21 protein-coding genes are annotated in these 19,587 nt (G+C 51.3%); 4 read left to right on the top strand and 17 right to left on the bottom strand.

The window, feature by feature from the left end:
• Positions 1-3: 3 nt before the first annotated feature.
• Genes BD_RS02510 through menA form a run of 4 tightly spaced genes read right to left on the bottom strand, consistent with a single transcriptional unit; the run spans position 4 to position 3,345 of the window.
• Positions 4-321 carry a (2Fe-2S) ferredoxin domain-containing protein gene (locus BD_RS02510; protein WP_011163124.1) on the bottom strand — a complete coding sequence of 106 codons (318 nt, stop codon included), beginning with the start codon at positions 319-321 and terminating at the stop codon, positions 4-6.
• Complete coding sequence (locus BD_RS02505; RefSeq protein WP_080558974.1) at positions 318-1,481, bottom strand: AMP-binding protein; 1,164 nt, start codon at positions 1,479-1,481, stop codon at positions 318-320. The genes BD_RS02510 and BD_RS02505 overlap by 4 nt, the downstream gene beginning before the upstream one ends.
• Positions 1,457-2,449, bottom strand: a complete 993-nt coding sequence (gene menC, locus BD_RS02500; RefSeq protein WP_011163122.1) for an o-succinylbenzoate synthase MenC — start codon at positions 2,447-2,449, stop codon at positions 1,457-1,459. The genes BD_RS02505 and menC overlap by 25 nt, the downstream gene beginning before the upstream one ends.
• Positions 2,446-3,345 (bottom strand): 1,4-dihydroxy-2-naphthoate octaprenyltransferase, encoded by a 900-nt coding sequence (menA, locus tag BD_RS02495; protein WP_011163121.1) that lies wholly within the window; start codon positions 3,343-3,345, stop codon positions 2,446-2,448. Before menA ends, menC begins: the two co-directional genes overlap by 4 nt.
• An 89-nt stretch (positions 3,346-3,434) precedes the next feature.
• Between menA and BD_RS02490 the strand changes: the two genes are divergently transcribed.
• Entirely contained in the window at positions 3,435-4,673 is a 1,239-nt protein-coding gene (locus tag BD_RS02490) for a DNA recombination protein RmuC (RefSeq protein WP_011163120.1), read from the top strand.
• Positions 4,674-4,781: 108 nt separating this feature from the next.
• The gene (locus tag BD_RS02485; RefSeq protein ID WP_011163119.1) at positions 4,782-5,732 is read left to right on the top strand and encodes a coiled-coil domain-containing protein; all 951 of its coding nucleotides are present in this window, start codon (positions 4,782-4,784) and stop codon (positions 5,730-5,732) included.
• Positions 5,733-5,798: 66 nt separating this feature from the next.
• Here the strand turns inward: BD_RS02485 and fliW are convergent, their stop codons facing one another.
• The 12 genes from fliW to flgF all read right to left on the bottom strand — a co-directional run bounded on the left by fliW (position 5,799) and on the right by flgF (position 16,000).
• Entirely contained in the window at positions 5,799-6,326 is a 528-nt protein-coding gene (gene fliW, locus BD_RS02480; protein ID WP_011163118.1) for a flagellar assembly protein FliW, read from the bottom strand.
• 265 nt (positions 6,327-6,591) lie between these two features.
• A complete protein-coding gene (gene csrA, locus BD_RS02475; RefSeq protein WP_038451346.1) occupies positions 6,592-6,819 on the bottom strand; it encodes a carbon storage regulator CsrA in 228 nt (75 codons plus the stop codon).
• A gap of 60 nt (positions 6,820-6,879) precedes the next feature.
• Positions 6,880-7,965: a flagellar hook-associated protein FlgL gene (flgL, locus tag BD_RS02470; RefSeq protein ID WP_011163117.1), complete on the bottom strand. Its 1,086-nt coding sequence runs from the start codon at positions 7,963-7,965 to the stop codon at positions 6,880-6,882.
• Positions 7,966-8,027: 62 nt separating this feature from the next.
• The gene (gene flgK, locus BD_RS02465) at positions 8,028-9,437 is read right to left on the bottom strand and encodes a flagellar hook-associated protein FlgK (protein ID WP_011163116.1); all 1,410 of its coding nucleotides are present in this window, start codon (positions 9,435-9,437) and stop codon (positions 8,028-8,030) included.
• A 133-nt stretch (positions 9,438-9,570) separates the two neighbouring features.
• A complete protein-coding gene (locus tag BD_RS02460) occupies positions 9,571-10,083 on the bottom strand; it encodes a flagellar protein FlgN (RefSeq protein ID WP_157865636.1) in 513 nt (170 codons plus the stop codon).
• Positions 10,084-10,223: 140 nt separating this feature from the next.
• Positions 10,224-10,553, bottom strand: coding sequence for a flagellar biosynthesis anti-sigma factor FlgM (gene flgM / locus BD_RS02455; protein WP_011163114.1), 330 nt, complete (start codon positions 10,551-10,553; stop codon positions 10,224-10,226).
• Between the two features lie 80 nt (positions 10,554-10,633).
• Complete coding sequence (locus BD_RS02450; protein ID WP_011163113.1) at positions 10,634-11,341, bottom strand: rod-binding protein; 708 nt, start codon at positions 11,339-11,341, stop codon at positions 10,634-10,636.
• Positions 11,342-11,650: 309 nt separating this feature from the next.
• Positions 11,651-12,658, bottom strand: coding sequence for a flagellar basal body P-ring protein FlgI (locus tag BD_RS02440; protein WP_011163112.1), 1,008 nt, complete (start codon positions 12,656-12,658; stop codon positions 11,651-11,653).
• On the bottom strand, positions 12,651-13,403 hold the full coding sequence (locus tag BD_RS02435; protein WP_011163111.1) for a flagellar basal body L-ring protein FlgH: 753 nt from the start codon (positions 13,401-13,403) through the stop codon (positions 12,651-12,653). The genes BD_RS02440 and BD_RS02435 overlap by 8 nt, the downstream gene beginning before the upstream one ends.
• Complete coding sequence (gene flgA / locus BD_RS02430) at positions 13,400-14,329, bottom strand: flagellar basal body P-ring formation chaperone FlgA (RefSeq protein ID WP_015089704.1); 930 nt, start codon at positions 14,327-14,329, stop codon at positions 13,400-13,402. The genes BD_RS02435 and flgA overlap by 4 nt, the downstream gene beginning before the upstream one ends.
• A gap of 3 nt (positions 14,330-14,332) precedes the next feature.
• A complete protein-coding gene (gene flgG / locus BD_RS02425) occupies positions 14,333-15,118 on the bottom strand; it encodes a flagellar basal-body rod protein FlgG (protein WP_011163109.1) in 786 nt (261 codons plus the stop codon).
• A 66-nt stretch (positions 15,119-15,184) separates the two neighbouring features.
• Positions 15,185-16,000: a flagellar basal-body rod protein FlgF gene (gene flgF / locus BD_RS02420; protein WP_011163108.1), complete on the bottom strand. Its 816-nt coding sequence runs from the start codon at positions 15,998-16,000 to the stop codon at positions 15,185-15,187.
• A gap of 221 nt (positions 16,001-16,221) precedes the next feature.
• On the opposite strand from flgF, the gene BD_RS02415 reads away from it, so the two are divergent.
• Positions 16,222-17,217 carry a lytic transglycosylase domain-containing protein gene (locus tag BD_RS02415; RefSeq protein ID WP_157865635.1) on the top strand — a complete coding sequence of 332 codons (996 nt, stop codon included), beginning with the start codon at positions 16,222-16,224 and terminating at the stop codon, positions 17,215-17,217.
• On the top strand, positions 17,214-18,401 hold the full coding sequence (locus BD_RS02410) for an aspartate kinase (RefSeq protein ID WP_011163106.1): 1,188 nt from the start codon (positions 17,214-17,216) through the stop codon (positions 18,399-18,401). The genes BD_RS02415 and BD_RS02410 overlap by 4 nt, the downstream gene beginning before the upstream one ends.
• Before the next feature lie 8 nt (positions 18,402-18,409).
• On the opposite strand, the gene BD_RS02405 is transcribed toward BD_RS02410, so the two are convergent.
• Positions 18,410-19,558 carry a hypothetical protein gene (locus BD_RS02405; protein WP_231839261.1) on the bottom strand — a complete coding sequence of 383 codons (1,149 nt, stop codon included), beginning with the start codon at positions 19,556-19,558 and terminating at the stop codon, positions 18,410-18,412.
• Positions 19,559-19,587 lie beyond the last annotated feature (29 nt).

Here is a 19,587-nt window from a genome sequence, read left to right as displayed (position 1 = left end):
TAGCTATTTGATCTTTTGATACAGATGTTTCAGAAGCTTTTCGCGGTCCTTCTCTGGATGGATCGCGAACGTTTCTGTTTCACCTTCAGTAGAGGCAAATGTCACCGCCTGAGTGTCGTCGATACAAACATCCAGACAGCTTGTCGTCACCACACGGATCTTGGAGCCGTCTCCACTTTCCTTGAAAGACTTTTTCAGGAACATTTTCAGATTGTCGGCACTGTTGCCTTCTTCTTCCAGCAGTTTGGGGCTGATGGATTTATGGCATTTCGTGCAGATCAGAACGATGCCTTTGGACCAGGGGTTTTCTTCGTGCTTCATAGTTTTCTCCTCAGCTCCGCCCACAGAATTTTTCCCAAATCACTGCGTGGGATCTCGTTCATATAATAAATTTTACGTGCTTTTTCAAAGGGAAGCACTTTTTCTGAATACAACTTCAGGACTTTGTCTGTGTCAGCTTCCGACAAAAGACTGACCAGATGAATCTCAGCCCCCAGTCTGTCAGAAGGCACATCCAACAACGTCACCTGAGTCGGCCAGTGCGGATTCAAATGCAAAGCGCAGGATTCAAGAACAGAACGAAGTCTTGCCACATTGGTCGCTTCGCCACCAATCTTGACATAGTCTTTGCTGCGGCCTTCAATCAGCAGACTGCCATTCACGACCGAACCTTTGTCTTCCGTCGTAAACCATCCGTCGGCCGTTTTGGGATTCCAGATACGGGAACCGGATTCCGTGTTCTGGGCATAACAAGTAAATAAAGAATCTGCCCATACTTCCAAATAGCCACCAGCATTCTGCCGGGCTTTGGCGTGAGTCAAAAGCCCCACGGGCGGAAATTCATCCTGATTCAGACTGTCCAAAGACGCCGTGGCAATCTGCGAGGCCGTTTCGCTCATCCCATAACTGGGAAGAACTGGCCATCCGAGTGCGCGGGCTTTTTTGTAAAGATCCACCTCAAAGGCTCCGCCACCAACCACGACCGCACGCAAAGTCGCTGGCGCCCTTAAGCCGTGCGACACCAGATCATACACTTGCGTGGGCACCAGGGCCGACAAAGTACAACCTTCAGAAACAAGCACGTCATAAAAATACTGAACGTCCCAGCGCCCGTCTTTCAGGGCCTTCACAACCTTGGCTCCGCTAAGATGCGCGCGGATTTCTATACCCAGGCCCCCAACATGAAAATGCGGCAGCACCTGAGTCCACACATCTTTAGCAGAACTTTGCAGATGAAGATTCACCGCCCGAGCCGATGCCAGCAGCGCCTGCTTCGATAAAGCCACAAGCTTGGTCGCCGAAATCGAATTCGCGGTGGAACCGGATGTTGCGATCCACACATGGCCTTTCAGGTTTTTTTCAATCTGACTTTCTTCCGCAAGACGGTACAAAGCCTGATAGTCGATTTCAGGCCAGCGCGGGTTCAGCAGGATTTCGTTAGATTCAGAATGAAGATCTATCGGACTTTGAGCTGATACCACGTCAGGGCCTCCAGCAGTTTATCAAAGCCCACTCCCGTGCCTTTGTTCTTCAAAAGATACGGTCCTTGCGTGGAAAGCTCGGCGGCAAAAGAATCCATCTGGTACAGGCGATGAGTCAGACAGCCGGATTCAAGAATCATGTCCCCATACTTGTCTTTTAATTCCATCGCCACACCCACGGCATGCACAACACCCACCGGATGATCCATATAGCTGGTCACCGCCAGTTTCAGGTTCCACTTCTGGCATTGGGCGACCGCCTTGTCGACGTCGGTCTTTGCGGGCTTAATCACGATCACATCAAAAGGCGCTGAAGCAATCTTACCCCACGGCACTTTGTCGTACTGATTGTCCAACGCGATTTTGGCCAGCTTGCGGGCTTCGCCCCAGGCGTGAAAATCAAACGGAAAGGGATCTTCAACGTATTCAATCAGCGGACGCACCGTCAGCGGCAGGTTCACCATGAACTTTTCAAAAGTCTGCCAGCTTCCCAACGCATTGAAATCCAGGCGCATGCGCATGCCCGAAGCGGCGATATGGGTTAACATGTCGGCTTCTTTTTGCAGATCACGGCCCATTTTGACTTTGACCGTGTTGTAGCCTTCGTTTTTCAGTCCATCCAAAAACCCGGGCTTCAGGTCCTGAAAGTGCGAAAGCAGATAGTTGTTTTTGATTTTTTCGCCGCCATCAAAGACGTGTTTCTTTTCTTTGCGAAGAAGCGCGTCCCGACGGGCCAGCCAGATGCTTTGCTCAATCTGTGTGGTCATGCGCCCCATACGCAGATCAGAAAGCTGTTCTTCCAGGGACAGATCTCCCAGCTCAGGCCACGGATGAAGATCCGCAAAGCCATACAGCCCGTCATTCCACTCAACCTTCAGCAAGACCCCTTCACGCGCGGTGGCCGCTGTAGCGGCATTCAGGGACTGGACAGGTTTCAGAGTGTAGGGGCTGTAGCTGATCTTGATCAAAAAGCAAATCCAATCGCAATAAGAAGTCCAAAGAGCAGATGCAATCCCGCTGCCTGCCCCAGGAATTTATTGTATGCCGGACTTGGCTCCGTGGCGAAAACATTTTTTGTGATCTTCACTGCCAAAGGCAAAGCAAACATCGAGACAATCGCCGCGATCTTGTAACCTTCAAACCACCAGTACAGATTGAGAACAAACGGCAGGAATGCCAAGGCCGCAATTTCCCAGCGAGAGAATTTCACACCAAAACGCACCGCCAGGGTTTTTTTGTTCACCAGACGATCACCGGCATGATCGCGCAAGTTGTTGATCGCAATCAGCACTGTCGCGTGCAAACCGATCTGCAGGCCCAATACAAACGCCTCGGACAGCCACTCACCGGTGTTCAGGAACACAATCCCCGTCACGGCCAACAAACCAAAAAAGATAATGACAAACAGATCGCCCAATCCCAGGTAAGCCAACGGGAACGGACCGGCGGTGTAGGAATACCCCATCAGAACCGAAGCCACACCAATGGCCACAATCACCCAGCCGCCTTTCAGCACCAGCGGGATCCCGCACATCACAGCCAAGGCGAAACAAAGCGAACCCAGCAGCATCACCTGATTGGCCGTCAAAATGCCGGCTTGGGTGATACGCTGAGGACCGATGCGTTTTTCCGTATCCGCACCCTTTTTAAAGTCCACGGCATCATTCACCAGATTGGTCCCGATCTGAATCAGGAAGGAGGCCATCAATGCGTAAAACAAAACCCAGCCATCCCAGGAAAGACCGATAGCCTTTACCAGAGCCGTCCCCGCCACACAGGGCACCAGGGCAGCAGTCAAAGTTTTGGGGCGAAAAGCGAGAAGAATACTTTTAATCTGGGTCGCAGAGGTCATTTTGCATCGCATTGTTAAGGGTTAAAATCCAACCTCTTTGTATCAGATTCTTTTCGCGTGACCAAAAGAATTTCTAAGGGCAAAAGAAGGAGGTTTTCCGAATGAAGGGGGTTTTTATGAATGGCATGACTTTGATGGCTTTTGCTGCCGGTGCGGTGATTTCCGGACTGCTGGTGTATTTCAAGCTGAAAGCGCAGTTTGCCTCTGAAAAATCCCAGTTGGAAGCCGATCTGTCCACGGCCCAGATGAAAAATGATCTTCTTTCACAAAGCCTGTCGGAACAAAAAACCCTGATGGTGGACGCCCGCAAACAGCAGGAAGAGCTTTCCCAGCGCATGAACACCCAGTTTGAGGTGATGGCACAAAAAATCTTCGAGGAAAAGTCCGCCAAATTCACCGACCAGAATCACAAAAACATCGCCTCTGTTCTGGAGCCCCTGAAAGAACGCATCAAGGACTTCGAGAAAAAAGTGGAAGAAACCTATTCCACCGAACGTTCCGAGCGCGGTGTTTTGCGTGGTGAACTGACCAAGCTGATGGAACTGAACAAAGTGATGTCCGCTGAAACCCAAAACCTGACCAAAGCGCTGAAAGGCGAAGTCAAAACCCAAGGCAACTGGGGCGAGCTGATTCTGGAAAACATTCTGGAAAGATCCGGCCTGCGCAAAGGTGAAGAGTACGTGATCCAGGGCACCGACATGGATCTGCGCGGCGAAGACGGTCAGATCCTGCGCCCGGATGTGATCGTGAACCTGCCGGATGAAAAGCATCTGATCGTCGATTCCAAAATGACGTTGATTGCCTACGAGCAGTATTCTTCCGCAGAAACCGCTGAAGAGCAGGAACGTCTGGGCAAACTGCACATTGATTCCCTGAAAAAACACATCGACGGTCTTTCTGAAAAGAAGTACCACGCGGCTGACAAGCTGATTTCTCCGGACTTTGTGATCCTGTTCATGCCTTTGGAACCTGCGTTTGCACTGGCCTTCAAGCTGAAGCCGGAAATCTTCCAGTACGCTTGGGAAAGAAATGTTGCGATCGTCAGCCCGACCACTTTGCTGGCGACACTCAGAACTGTGGCGGCTTTGTGGAAACAGGATCGCCAGGAAAAGAACGCCTTGGAAATTGCCAAACGCGGTGGACTGCTTTACGAAAAGTTCGCAGGTCTTTTGAAAGACCTTCAGCATCTGGGTGAAAAACTGGGTGCCGCCCAAAAAGCCCACGAAGACGTGATCAAAAAAGTCTCCGAAGGCCGTGGCAACCTGATCGATCAGGTCGAAGACTTGAAACGTCTGGGGGCCAAGACCGAAAAGTCCCTGCCACAGCTGGAGCAGGCCTAAAGACCGCGGGCCCTGTGCCCGCGCAAAGTTCCGACTTGTTCCGCCGCAAATTCCGCGGCAATTGATTGAGCCTTCCCGCCTTGAAACTTAGCCTGTTCAAGGGGCCTCATGACACGAAAGAACTTTTTCCTGCTGGGTCTGGCCGTGATTATCGGCGCATCCATCTGGCTCTACTTTTCCTATCACGGAATCAAAACCACACAAGACGCTTTGGTTGAACAAGCCGAGCGGACCCGCGTCCGTCGCCCCGCCTCGATCCCTGTCGTGATGGCACCTCCGCAAGAAAACCGTGCCGTCGCCGCCACCAAAGCCCGTCTGCGCCAGGAAGCGCTGACCCTGCAACAAAAGCTATTGGAAGCCAACACCACCCTGGAGCAGTCCCGCCAGGCCCTGGAAAGCCTGCGGGCGCGACAACAAGAGGAAAGCCAGGCTCCCTCCGCCGACACCTTTTCGCTGGAGTTGCAAAACAGCAGCATGGAGCTGCAAAGTTTCATGAGCGAATTAAATTCTTATGACAGGCTGGCTGAAGACATTAATCGCCGCGCGGATGAGGCCTTGCGCCTGCAAAGCAGTCAGGCACAGGTGGCCCGCGCGCAAATTGATGAAAACATCCGCATTCAGGAAAACCTGATACGACAGACCCAGAGTGAACTTATCAACTGGCAGGAAAACACCAACGATCTGACCGCGCGCCAGACCCGCCTGGAGGAGCTGGGCAACCTGCTCTCGCAGCAACAGCAACAGCTGGAGCTGATGCAAAATGAAAAAGTGCTCTTGTCTTCCCAGGCCCTGCAAGGCCCTCAGGAAGTGCAACAGGCCCGCGAGCAAGCCCTGTCGGATCTGAACGACAACCGCAACGACCTGCAGGAAGAAATCGCCATCATGCGTTCGCAGATCCAATCCCTGCAGGAAAATATCTATGAATCCACCACCAACGAATTTTCTCTGCGCCGTCAGGTGCAGCAGGCGCAAAGGACCCTCGATCGCCAGCAGCAGGAAGTCCGCCGGCTGGAATCTTCATTGATCGAAAAAAACGCCGAACTGACAGCTTTGGAATAACCCTGCAGGCACAAATAAAAAAAGGAGCCTCGGGGGCTCCTTTTTCTTTTTCTGAATCTTTAAAAATTAAAGTTCAGCGTCGCGAACAACATGCAGCTTGGTTGCCACATCGATGCCGGTGGATTGATTTTTGATAGCGACAGCCGGGTTCTGCACCACACGCTGTTGCAGCTTGGTGAAGATAGGCTCGCGGATAGCCAGGTTGTTATCCTGAAGAACACACTGACGAGCCGTACGGGCTTCAATGTTCACAACGACTGGAGCTTTCAGGTTCGCAGTCATCAAAGTAGGATCATCCGGGATAGTCACGATAGAGAAGTAGCGGGCTTTGTCCTGAGCCGTCAGTTTCAAAGCTTCCATGTCCCCTTTGGTCAGGGTTGCTTTGTACTGAGGAGCGAACAATTCAGGCTCAAGAACCGGGAAGGCAATTGCAGGCGCTTCGCAGCTCTGCAACCAAGCGAAGATTTCATCATTCGGATCGTCAAGAAGAACGAACTTGCGCAAATCAGCGAAGCCCAACAGGCCTTCGGTGAAAGTCAGAACATCTTCCTGTTTCAGCTCAACTTGGCCGAATCGCGATGTTGAAATGATCATTCATCCTCCCAAAAGGTACTCAGGATTCACCCTTATTTTAGACACACCAAGGCGCTATGATGGTGAATACATGTATAAATCTGGACCTAAATCTAGGGAGACTCAATTAAAATCTAGTAGAATTGACTGGGCGCTTCAGGCTGACAGCGGCCACTACAAAGAGAAAGACGTCCCTAACGTTGGCAAAACGCCCCCGTCTTTAGAAACGAAAAAAGGCCCGGCATCTCTGCCCTAGGCCTTTTTGCTCACAAGTATTTAAAACCTACTATGGTTTCAACAACTTAGCGATATTACGTGTCTTATCGGCATCTGTGGTAGCAGACTGCTGATTTTGATCCTGGATCGCAACGTACACTTCTTCACGGTGGATTTTAGTGTCTTTGGGCGCTTCGATACCTAGGCGGACCTGTTTACCTTTAATTTGAACTACTCTGATTTTGATGTGGTCATCGATAGCGATGCTTTCACCCAACTTCCGTGTGAGAACCAGCATGACAACTCCTTTTGCTGCAGTCGTTATCGGTAGTTTTAAGCGGAACTGTAGGTATTATTTTTATCTTAGAAAGTCAAGAAGGCTTGGCTGAATAAGCTTACCGGACGTTTCGAGGGTCGCTTTCAGGGTGCTATCGGTCTTGTTGATGTCGGAAATAACCTGGAAAGCATCGGCATCTTCCAGCTGGGAAGCCGTTACTTTATTGTCCACCACGGCCTTTTGCAGGGAATCGTTGGTGTTATTGACGGCCATAATTCTGGACCCAACCTCGGAGCGAGCCAAAACCACCTGGGAAATAGCCTGATCCAGGGTATCCAAGGACTCCTGAACCCCCGCTTTATCATTGGTTTTCAGGGAAATTTCCAAATTCTTAAGCGTCGAGAACAAATTCACGCCCACAGAGCCCGTGACCGGATCTTGCCTGTCCGCGCGGCTTTGGCGGCCCGACTCTGACGCAGGACCACGCGTTGTCAGGAAGTTGGAGTCCACTTCCTCGTTGACCTGTTGACGCTCAACTTCCTGATTCTGGAAGTCCTTCAGGGACTGAACATCGGTCGGAGTTTCGTATTGGGCACGGACAATCCCGTCCCCACCCAAACCACGGCCCAGGAACACTTTGCTGCCCGGAAGGTTCATCGCCACGAAAGAGTCCTTCTGGGTCTGAATCTTCATGTCCGAATCGTTACCAAAGTACTCGCCGGACTGGTTGAATGGCGTTGTCTGGGTCTTCTGACCCCCGAAAATATATCTTTCACCCAGTTTGCGGTTCCCGATCTGGATGGACTGATTGTAGATCTGCTCGATCTCACTGGCCGTGACCATACGGCTTTCTTCGTTACCGCTGGCATCATTCGACTGACTGACGGCCAGTTCTTTCGCACGCACCAGGATCTCGGTCAGCTCGCTCAGGGACTGATCCGAAAACTCCAGGAAGCTTCGGGCGTTATTGATGTTTTTAATGAACTGAGTGTTGCCGCGCTCTTCGGTTCTTGCCGTCAGAACACGCGCGGAAGCCAAAGGATCATCTGACGGCTTGTTGATACGCTTTTGAGTCGCAGCCTGATTCTGCAAATCAGCCATATCCGACCGGTTCTTGGTCAGATTCTGGTTCACCTGATTGAAAGACATCTTATCCGCGATTCTCATCTATTCCTTATCTGCTTCAGCTTACGCGGCTGCCGCCGCTTCAGCTCTGCCCGCTAGGGCGGCTACATCCGTTTTAGATTCAGTACTGTATCAAACATTTCGTCGGCGGTTTTGATCAAACGCGCTGACGCATCGTAAGTCTTCTGGAATTCAATCATCTTCGTGGTTTCTTCATCAAGGCTGACGCCGCTGATGCTTTCACGAATATTGGTCAGCTGGGAGATCACATTCTTTTGTGACTCCTGGGCCTTCACCGCCCGCTGGGTCACCGCACCGATCTGACCCACCTGCGTGCTATAGTAATCATCCAATGTGGAGGTGCCACCATCCATCACCTGGCGATATTGCAAAGCCGAGATCACGTTGGCCACGGTGTTATCACCGGCAGCACCCGGCTGGGCTCCCGTCGCGATTCTTCCCACATCGTTAAAGACGGTCTTATTCAGACCGATAACCGATGCGGCCCCTTTGACCTGATCTGGCATATCAAAGAACAAAACACCATTACGGCCGCTTTTATCAAAACCCTCGATGTGAGCGGTATTGACCTCTTTAGCCAAAGTGTAGGCCATGTTATCAACATGACCCAAAAGATCCTCAATCACCTTGTCACGCACATCCAGAGCACCACCAATGCGGCCCCCGGTGATTTGCTCTGTGATATTCGCGGAAGTAGAGCCACTGCCCTCAAAGAAAACTTCCACACGGTCCCGAGCATCCGTCTGACGGGCTTTCAATTCAGAAGAGCCGATACCGGAAACCAGAATCGCTGTACGACCCGCAGTCACCGTCACCATGCCGTCTCTGCCTTCGGCCCAGGAAATGTCGATTTTTTCGCCCAGTTTTTTCAGCAAAAGATCACGGCGGTCCCGCTCGTCATTGGCAGGGGTGCCCTGCACCTCAACCATCTGAACCTTTTCATTCAGGGAGGCGATCTCTTTGGACAACTGATTGACCTCTTCGACGGTCGTTTTGATCTGACCGTCAAGGTCCTCCTGAACCGCCTTCAACTGACCCACCACGCGACCGAAATCTTTGGTCAGCGCCACAGAGGATTCACGCACCATCGTACGGGAAGCCAGACTTTCAGGGTTGTTGGAAAGTTCACGGAAAGAGTTGAAGAAATCAGTCATGTACTGATTCAAACCCTTGTTGTTTTGTTCATTGTAAATCTGCTCTACACGGCTCAGAGCATCCGCACGGGAATCCTGGAAACCCATGCTCATGCCTTCGCGCTGGATTTGTTTTTCAAGCCATGGATTGTTAACACGGGTAACGACCCCTGCCCGGGCACCCATACCGATCTGAAGATTTCCTTCAGTGATAGGCGTGTTCGTCTGAAGCTCCACTCTCTGGCGAGAGAAACCTTCAGTCGATTTGTTGGCGATGTTATGACCGACCGTTTGCAACGCTGTCTGAGAGTTCATCAGAGAGCGCTTGCCCGTATCCATCATAGCCGAGATTTTAGACATCCTATCCTCATCTCCGGTGGGTTCCGTTTACTGCTTCAGCCTGCGGGGCTCCGCCCCTTCGGCTCTGCCCGCTTCCGCGGGTGCTCTGCCCGGTCAAGCCGGGACTCTGCGGGCTCGCGCCCCTTAAGCTTCCTTAGATACGAAGTTGCCTGCGACTTGTGGGCCTTGTTTTACCTGGCCTTTGCCTCCGTAAGTTTTCTTGCCGGAAAGCGTGCTCTTTGATATTGTTCAAAGCGCCGTTCAATGTCAACAGAGCGGACTTTGTGTATTCTTCGTTATCTTTGTTAATTTCAGGGATGCGTTTGATCAAAATGTCCAGCGCCGCGGGCTGCGTGCGCAAACGGTCTGCGGCTGGAGTGCCTGCAAGTTTCTGTGCAAGCTCCAGCAAACGTGGATTTTCAACATCCGCACCAATCAAAGTCGCCAGTTCCATCGCATAACGGGAACGCAGGGAATCCTGAGCGCGCAGTTTGAACAGCAACTCTTCTTTCAGTTTGTTGCTTTCATCCAATGCTTCACGATCCGCCTTCAAAAGAATTTCTTTTTCTTTGCGAACGATATCCAGCAGTGAACGGTAGATTTTGGTAAGTTCTTCGAGATTAGATTCTAACTTGTGAAACGCTCTTTCGACTGTTGCATCCATCATCTTCATCATCCTTGATGCCGCCGTGGGCGGTTAAGATTTATGTTCGAGGCAGCTTTTTTTAAACTCCGGCTTCGCTGGAGTTGAGCTGCTTCAGCTTACGCGCGCTGTGCGCGCTTCAGCTCTGCCCGCTGAGGCGGCGACTAAAATTCCAAATGTTCGTCGACCATTTTGTCGGCGATGGCTTTGGCGTCAACTTTGTATTTGCCTTCGTCAATCAAGGCACGGAATTTTGCAACTTTAGCTTCATCAACATCCGGAGTTGCCAATGCAAGTTCCTTGATGCGTTTTGCTTCTTGTGCACGAGGAGAAAGTTCCACGCGAGAAGATTCGCCAAGATTGGAGGAAGTCAGAACATCAGCTTTCGCCGCGCCGATATTGTCCGCTTTGCCTTTGATACCAGCGGCGTTGTCAGCTCTGGAAGAATCAGTAAGATTCAAATTTTGACCGACTTTATTGTGCGTGATCTTCATCGAGATCCTCCTCCGTCAAGAGTGTAAAAACACACTCTTCTATTCTGTTCATAGTATCACAATGGGACAATTACACCAAATCATTCTGAGACAGTTTCTGGTCTAGGTTCACTCTGGGGTTCAATCGTCCAGTACAGTGATTTCGCCTCTGGACTCAAAAACCCAAGGGTGTCGCCAGCTTGCAGTTTTTCCCCTGTCGAAACTTTTGACAGTCCGCCTTTGAAAACCATCTGACTCTTTAGACCATTGTCGTGACCGATCTCGACCAGGGTCTGGTCATCGGCCAAACTGCGCTTGCCAAGAAGCACGCCATCCCAGGGAGCCTTCACCTCGGAAGCCGCTCCTGGGGCCGATTCAGTGTCGAATCGGTAAGACAGGGCCTGCTTCTTTCCCGGGTGCTGGAACGGCTTCAAAGCCAGGTTGCTTTTTTCATCCATGGCCAAAGGTCCAACAGGCTTTGTGACAGGTGCACGCACACCCATGGCCACACCGAACTTGTTCATCAGCTGATCATAGATCATGTTGGACAAACCGATACCGCCGCGCTCGCCCCACTTTTCTACATACTGGTCATCAAGCTGTTCACGGAAAATTTTTTCAGCCTGATTGGACTGAATGAAGCCGCCTTCTTTGACGGTGGAACGCATGGCTTTCATCATCTCCCGCAGGAAATGTTTTTCGTACATATCAGAAACTTCGCGCAGCTTCTGCTCGGGCGCCTTTTGTTCAGGCCGCCCCATCATACGATTGCCAAGGGGTTTAAAACCGCCGGATCCCACATCGCTCATTGCGAGACTCCTAGATCAAAAAAGAAAAAGGTACGGATGTACCTTTTTTGAAAGAGAAAAAAAGGGGAGTTAGAGTCGGAGAATCATGTGCATCCTGCACTCGATTCTGAGAGTGTAGCTTCGGCTCGTGTTGATCACTCCGTGATCTCTGCTGACCTATTGCTCCTGTTTCCTGCGAGAAACTTTTGACTCTTGACCTTCCATGGTTCGCGATCTCTTTCTCACCCTCCCCGCGTTTCAAACACGTCCATGTGTCTGAAACTATAACTTTGATTGTATTAAATGCTGTGTCATTCTGAAACAGAAATCTCATAAAACTTCGAGTTCCCCGTGCAAAGCTCCAGCTGATTTTATGGACTGAAGTATTGTAATCAGGTCCTTCGGCGAGACTCCCAGCTTGTTAAGTGCCTGGACCAGTTCACCGACGCTGACACCACTGTCGAGAACCGCCACTTTTTCTTCCGCACCTTTTTTGCCATCGCCCACTTTCACCGACAGTGCTCCGTGTGAGATAGCAACGCGTGAGATCTTCACTTTGTCACCGATAACAATCGTTCCTGTTTTTTCATTCACCACAACACGCGCTTTCATGTCGGGATTGATCTCAATAGATTCAATCGTCGCCAAAAGCTCCACACCGCGATTCTCATATGCAAACGGTGTGATGATATCAATCGTGCCGGAATCCTTTGCTGAAGCATAGTGACCCCCCAGCTCTTTATTGATGGTCAGCACAGAGCGCGCTGCCGTCGTGAAATCCGGATTGATCAAAGTCAGGCGGTACATCTTTCTTGAAGAAAAATCCGCTGTCATATCACGTTCAATCGTCGCTCCATTCGGGATACGGCCCGCAGTGGTGTGTGAATCTTTGCCATCACCACCAATCACGATACTTCCCTGAGCCACGGCAAACACCTGCTCATTGGCAGCGCGCAAAGGGGTCTGCAGCAGAGTCCCCCCCTGCAAGGAAGACGCTTCACCGATTGCACTGACATTGATGTCAATCGGATTTCCGGCTTTACCGAATGCCGGCATGGTCGCCGTCACGATCACCGCCGCCACGTTTTTGCTGGCAAAATCGACGTTATCAAGTTTCATTCCCAGCTTGTCGAGCATACGCACCATGCTCTTGCTCATAAATTCATTCTTGCCATCGCCGGTGCCTTTAAGGCCCACGACGATGCCGTAGCCAATCAGCTGATTTTCACGCACGCCACGAATGCTGGCGATGTCCTTCAAGCGGGCGGCGTTGGCCGATTCGATCAAAGAGAAAAACAAGACAGCGGAAAGAATCAGAAAGTTTGTGATTTTATTCATTGCTCTTTGTCTTTCTTAAAGAAACCACATCGTACTGTGGATCCAGAAGTTTATCCGAGTTGATGCCCGCATCATTGAAGTCCTCCGGACGGATCAACCCCGTCACGATGACTTTGTATTCACGCTTGCCGATCATGAACGGCTGCTGACCTTTGATGCGATAGTTGCCATCGGCCATTTTTTCAACGATACGGGTTGGGATGTTCGCCACATCAGCGGCGCCGTCATCCTTTTCCTCCACTTTGGCAGGTTCCGGTTTTTTTGCCGCTTCGGCCGAAGCCGGGGCACGGGAGGCCTCATCCCCATTTTGCACCAAAGAGTTGTTCAACTGCTGTTGCTGCTGCTCTTCCAGCTGCTTCAAAAGTTTTTTGATCACTGACACTTTGGTGTCGACCTGTTTTTTGGCCGGACCATCCAAGGTCACATTCAACAGGTCCCCTTCTTTGCGCATTTTGTTTTGCGCAAACAGGTAAGCCCCCTGGCCTTCCATCACCCACATGGATCCGGCGTTGGCGCCCAGGTCGGATTCTTCTTCCATGCGGTTTTTCGTCATGCGTTTGTACTGACGATCCGTCGGCACACCCATGTTCTGGTTGTCAGAATATCTTGGCGCCGTGTTGATATCCTTCAGCGCCGGTGCCTCTTTCGGGCCGTCCAAAGACGCCATGAAATCCTGCATGGTTGCGCAACCTGCAGTGAACACCATCAAAACCAAAACTGAGAAAGAAGAAATCATCTTCATCATTGCAACTTCACCACACCTTTTTCAGTGACCAGACCGGACAGAACTTTTTGGGTTTCCAGATTTTTTACCTTGATAAGATCCCCAACAAAGCCACTGTCCTCCGCCATCATGTTGACGGAGATCTCGAAACTGTCATCGCCAAGCAAAGCTTTAACGATCTGTCCCTTCTTAGCTGCCGGTTCACGTTTGAGATCAGAAGCCCATACGGTGCTTCCAACGGGAAGTGAGCGAGCTGCCATCTGACCCTGGATATCCTCCATGCGCAAACTGCCATCCTTGGCAAAAGTCACGTCCGTCATGGACATGCGCAGGTCATCTGCTTGAACTCTCTCTCCTTGTAAGATCAAACGGGTCGTTACAGGGGTTAATTTTGAAACGCGAATTGTGCCGGAAATCCATTTGATCTGGCGCTGATCGCCATCGCGAAGTGGCAGCAAAAAGCCGCCCTTGGCGGAAAGCTGAGTGAAATCAAGATCCCACAGCTTTGACGCCGGACGTGGCGTGCTTTGGATGCTGATCTGATATTCACACTCATTGCAGCGCGCTTTTAGAATATTATGAACTTTTCTCTCAACTTCCTGGCGCGACACCGGCGTGGCAGCAAAAGTCACCTGCACCTGGGAAGGCACCTTGAATTGAGGATTCAGACGACGCAGATTTTCCTGACTGTTCAATGCCGCACGCATCTTCACCAGAATTTCGCTGGAATTCAAATGCTGGCTTAACAACAATTCCCGGCAGTCCTCGCGCAGAACCACAGCATCCAGAGCATTCACCAGCTCTTCGGTGCCGCCCGTGACGGTCGCAATGTCACCCAGACGCAAAAGCTCACGCTGGGAAATCTCCACACTGGAAGGAATAGAGATCTCAGGCCTAGCGAAGGCCTGAAGACTTACCAGAAATGCGAGCAAGAAAATCTTCTTCATCAATTATCTCAGATTGTTAATGGCTTGAAGCATCTGATCGGACGCCTGCATCACTTTGGAGTTGGTTTCCATCGCACGCTGGGCAGTGATCATATTGACCATCTCATCCACAATGTTCACGTTGCTGGATTCCAGCTGCCCTTGTGCCAGATAGCCTGTGCCATTCAGACCCGGACGGGAGGCAATCGCCTGACCGCTGGACGGAGTCTGCGTGAACAGATTCTTACCCATGGCTTTCAAGCCCGCCGGATTCACAAAGTTCACCACATCAATTTGACCAATCGTCTGAGGTACATCATTCAGACCCGTGATCACACGCACTTCGCCTGTGGGTGCCACCTCGATACCGGAAACGTTGGCCGGCACGGTGATTTCCGGCTGCAGGGTATTTCCGTTTTTGTCGACCAGACGTCCGTTAGGATCTTTTTTGAAGGCGCCGTCACGGGTATACGCTGTTTCACCATCCGCCGTCAGCACCTGGAAGAAACCGGAACCTTCAATTTGCAGATCCAGAGGATTCTTGGTGATCTGCGCCTGGCCGCCGGCAAAATCCTTTTGCACGCCTGCTGTACGCACACCCAAACCGACCTGCACTCCATTTGGAGAATAAGCATTCAGACCCGAAGCCGTCCCTGGCTCCTTTTGGGTCTGGTACATGAGGTCTTCAAACTCAGCGCGGGATCTTTTAAAGCCAGCCGTTGAAACGTTAGCGATATTATTGGCGATAACATCCATGTTGGTCTGTTGTGCCGCCATCCCTGTAGCTGCTGTGTTCAAACTCTTAAGCATTCACGAATCCTTCCGTTAGCTTCTAATTTAATTAACTAGCCCGTTAAGCCGTAGCCCAAGCGAAGGCTAATTTGTTTTTCCCACCACATTGATCATTTTGTCGGCCATCTGATCGTAAGCACTGATGGCCTTTTGTGTGCTTTCAAAGACACGATTGGTGGAAATCATGTCTGTCATCTCCTGAACGATGTTGACGTTCGAAGTTTCCAGGAACCCCTGTTTCAAACTTGGGTTTGCAATATTCTGCATGTCTGGAGCGATATTGGGTTTGAATGTATAAAGAGAGCTGCCGGTCTTTTGCAGTGAATCGGGATTGTTTACGTTCACCAATGACAGTTTGCCCAGATTTTCAGTGCCTTCGTACACATCGCCATTATCGGCGATAGCCACAGCACCATTGCCCGTAAAACGAATCACCCGGCCGGCAGGATCGGAACCGGCTTCACCCTGACGAAGAACAGGATAACCTTCTTTGGTAACCAGCTGTCCGCTGCCATCCAATGTAAAATTACCGGAACGAGTCAGCTTCACGCCGCCCGGAGTGGCGATTTCAAAGAAACCTTTGCCATCAATAGCCACATCCAGACTGTTGCCTGTCGGTTTCAAACCACCTTGAGAAAAGTCAGTGAAAGTACCTTTGGTGTCGACATACGACTTGTCGCCGCCTTGCATGTTATAGAAGCTTTCAATCGCCGCCACATCGCGCGGGATCTGCGTGGTCTCTGGCATCTTTTCGTTGGCCGTCAGATATTCCTGGAAGAGCTGCTGGTCACGTTTGAACGCAGGTGTGTTCACGTTCGCCAAATTATTGGCGATCGTATCCAGCTTTGTACTTTGAGCCATCGCCCCACTGAGTGCTGTGTAGACCCCTTTTATCGCCATGAAAACCCCTCCACATTGTTGAGCAGCAAGGCGTGTGCCATCTTTTGACAGGACGGATCTTGGTCTGGGAAAAAGGTTCCAAGCCAGACCTTTGTTCAGGAAAAAAAATCTGGGCTCAAGTTTTTTTCGATTTGGCCGCTGCATTGACCTTCGTCGATGGTGCCAGGGAATTGTCAGATCTTTGTCGACAGTGTCAAAGAATCGGCTTCATAATTGATTCTATGAGTACGTGGGTTGCACTTCTTTTTATTGGCATCATTCAACTGAGCACTGGAGCTGGCGCGGCTTCTGTGGCATCAGCAACCCCGGCTACCGCAGCGACCACGGCATCCCCTGCTCCAGTGAATCAGGCGCTCAGCCTGAAAGAAAAATTAAAAGCCCTCACAGCCAAGTCCACCCACGTTCAATCCGACAATCTGATCTTTGATCTGCCCGTCACCTACAATAAAAAAGTCAGTCAGTGGATCGCCTACTTCCAGGGAAGCGGCAACAAGTGGTTCCGCACCTGGATGCAACGCTCGTACAAGTACATGCCTTTCATTCAGGAAGAACTGAAACGTGCGGGTCTGCCATCGGATCTTGCTTATATGGTGATGATCGAAAGTGGTTTTGCACCGAACGCCATCAGTACGGCTGATGCCGTGGGCCCTTGGCAGTTTATCGAATCCACAGGGACTCGTTACGGCCTGAGCAAAAGCTGGTGGCTGGATGAGCGCCGGGATTTGAAGAAGTCCACTTTGGCGGCCATTCGTTACCTGAAGGATCTGCATTCCGAATTCGGCTCTTGGTACCTGGTGGCCGCAAGCTACAACATGGGTGAAAATGGTCTGCGCCGTCGCATCAAAAAATATGGTACCAAAGATTACTGGGCACTCATCAAATTGGATGCTCTTCCTCAAGAAACCCAAGATTACGTTCCCAAGATCCTCGCGGCCATGTTGATTGCCAAAGCGCCGAACCTTTATGGCTTCCGCGATCTGGAAAAAATGGACCCATTGGAATACGACGTCGTACTTGTGCCTGGTGGCACCGACCTGGAACCTTTGGCGGATCATTTGGGAGTCACCAGAAAAGCATTAAAAGATTTGAACGCCGAGCTGTACTTGGGATACATTCCTCGTCAGATTGAGAAACACTTCATTCGCGTTCCGAAAGGGGCTGGAAGAATGGTTTCCACTTACGTCTATCAGCACTCTCGGAAAGTTGCTTTGGAATGAAACCCCTGATTGTTCAGAAATACGGCGGCGCCACTTTAGCAGATCCTGAAAAGATCAAATCTGTTTCGTCGCGCATTGCCGCCCAGTCGAAAGAAAATTCTCTGATTGTGGTGGTCAGTGCCATGGGTAAAACCACCAATTCCCTGATCGACCTTGCCAACCAGGTTTCCAGTCATCCTCAACGCCGCGAAATGGACATGCTGCTGACCGTAGGTGAGCGCATCAGCATGTCCCTGGTCAGTATGGCCTTGAACGACCTGGGCTGTCCTGCGATCAGCTTCACCGGCAGTCAGGCCGGGATTTTCACTGATGATTCCCACGTCAATGCGTTTATCAAAGACGTCAAACCCATGCGCCTTGATGAGGCCTTGAAAAACAACCGCGTGGTGATTCTGGCCGGTTTCCAGGGCGTGTCCCCGGTCACCAAGGAAATCACCACTCTGGGACGTGGCGGTTCGGACACTTCGGCTGTTGCGATGGCGGCGGCCTTCAATGCCGAGCGCTGCGAAATTCTGAAAGATGTTCCCGCGGTCTTTACCGCCGACCCGAACATCGTGAAATCCGCGCGCCCTTTAAGTGAACTGAATTACGATCAATTGATGGAGATGACTTTCTGGGGCGCCAAAGTTCTGCACTATCGCTCGGTGGAACTTGCGAAGATGCGTGATGTGACCCTTTATATCGGCCCGGCCTCCAGCAAAACCTCTGACGGAACCATCGTAAAAAAAGGATTGAATATGTTTGAATCCTGCAAAGCTCTTTCTTTGAACTCTCACGAACTGGTGTTGGGCATTCACTGCCGCGAAAAAAATCCGGCCAAGGCCCTTCAGGGGTTGCAGAATCTTTTGGACAAGAACCAGATTGCCTTCCCGCAGCTGCTTAGCTGTGAAACCAGCCTGGATAAAACCGAAATCTTTTTGACCGGCCCGCAAGAGATCATGTTTGCCGTGAAAAAAGAGCTGGAAAAACATCCGGACTTCACCTTGCTGCCAACCGACTATTCCACTGTCACCCTGACATGCACGGGCGCGACGTCACCGGAAATGACTCAAAAGGTTTTGAATACTTTGACGGGAAAAAATCTGGAAACCCAAAAGATCCTGATCAGCGCCATGAGCCTGACCGTTCTTGTCGAAGCCCCCCTGCGCAAGCAGGTCATCGAGTGCCTTCATCCTTTGATTTGATTTTTGATTTAAGGCAGAAGAGTCGGACTCATCACGCGATAGCGGTTTTGAATCTTCTGCCAGATGTTGGAATGCGGTCCGGTGATTCCATCCGGGCCTCCGCTGCCTGCCAAGCCACGCAACTTCGGATCATACTGTCCACCGGGAAGGAACTTGCTTAAATCAGGTCCACCTTTGCCTTTGGCAGCACCAGCTGCGCCCGCCATGCCTGCGGCATTGCGCTCACCACTGCCACCACCATAGCCGGAACCCCCAAAGGAGCCACCACCGCCATAGAATCCGGCATTCACCTGAACACCGTCTTCAAGGCCCTCTTCGCCTGCAGCGCCACCGGAAGCCCCGCCTCCGCCGCCGCCACCCATGCTGGAAATGCCTGCGCCGCCGCCTTGTTTTCCGTCGACAGCTTCACCGGCACCACCAGAACCTGGTTTGCCCGGAAGAATGGAAGGAAGACTTGGCAAGTCGCCACCGGAAAGGTCCGCGCCATTAGTTGAAAGGCGAGAACCCGGATTGGTGCTGCTGACGAACGTAGAACCCGCAGAATTTTTTTCACTCATACACACAGGGTCTGAGGGATTCTTTGCGCACACACAGACTTTATTTCCCGACATCGCGGGATTTGTACAATCCACCGCCGCCACGCCTTCACAGCCTGGCAAAGAAGGATTGGCTTTGCACAGCTCAGGCAAAGCCGTGCTGTCACCGGAAGTCAAAGATGCACACTGAGCCGCGTTCTGCATAGTGCCCGCGAAGTTGTTGATCGCCTGATTGGCTTCTTGAACTTTAGAGTCAAAGTCATTGCAGCGTTTCGCTGAATTTTCAGCCGAAGCCACAGCTTGACGGCTGATACCTGTGCCTCCGGCGGCGGCATCCAGACAGGCCGCATTTTGCTGGGCAAACTCAACCGCCTGATCACAGGCTGATCGACAACTGGTAATGGCAGACTGACAATTCAAACGATAGGCGGCGACCGCCGCATTGGCGGCCGAACTGAAAGAGGCCATCTTGGAACAAGCGGCCTGAATGCTTCCCGCCGTCTGCTGACCGAACATCAAACTGAGCTGAGAGGCCGTGTTGGCAATGCCACTCATGCCGGAGTCATTTTTTTCGTCGCAGGAATAAGATGTTTCTGAAATCTGCTCCCGGCACTGTTCCATGATTAGCCCCAGTTGGGAGCTGCACGTGA

It is taken from the genome of Bdellovibrio bacteriovorus HD100 (assembly GCF_000196175.1).
Classification (GTDB): domain Bacteria; phylum Bdellovibrionota; class Bdellovibrionia; order Bdellovibrionales; family Bdellovibrionaceae; genus Bdellovibrio; species Bdellovibrio bacteriovorus.
Note: the sequence above shows the minus strand (reverse complement) of the source record. Positions and strands in the feature narration are given on the sequence as shown.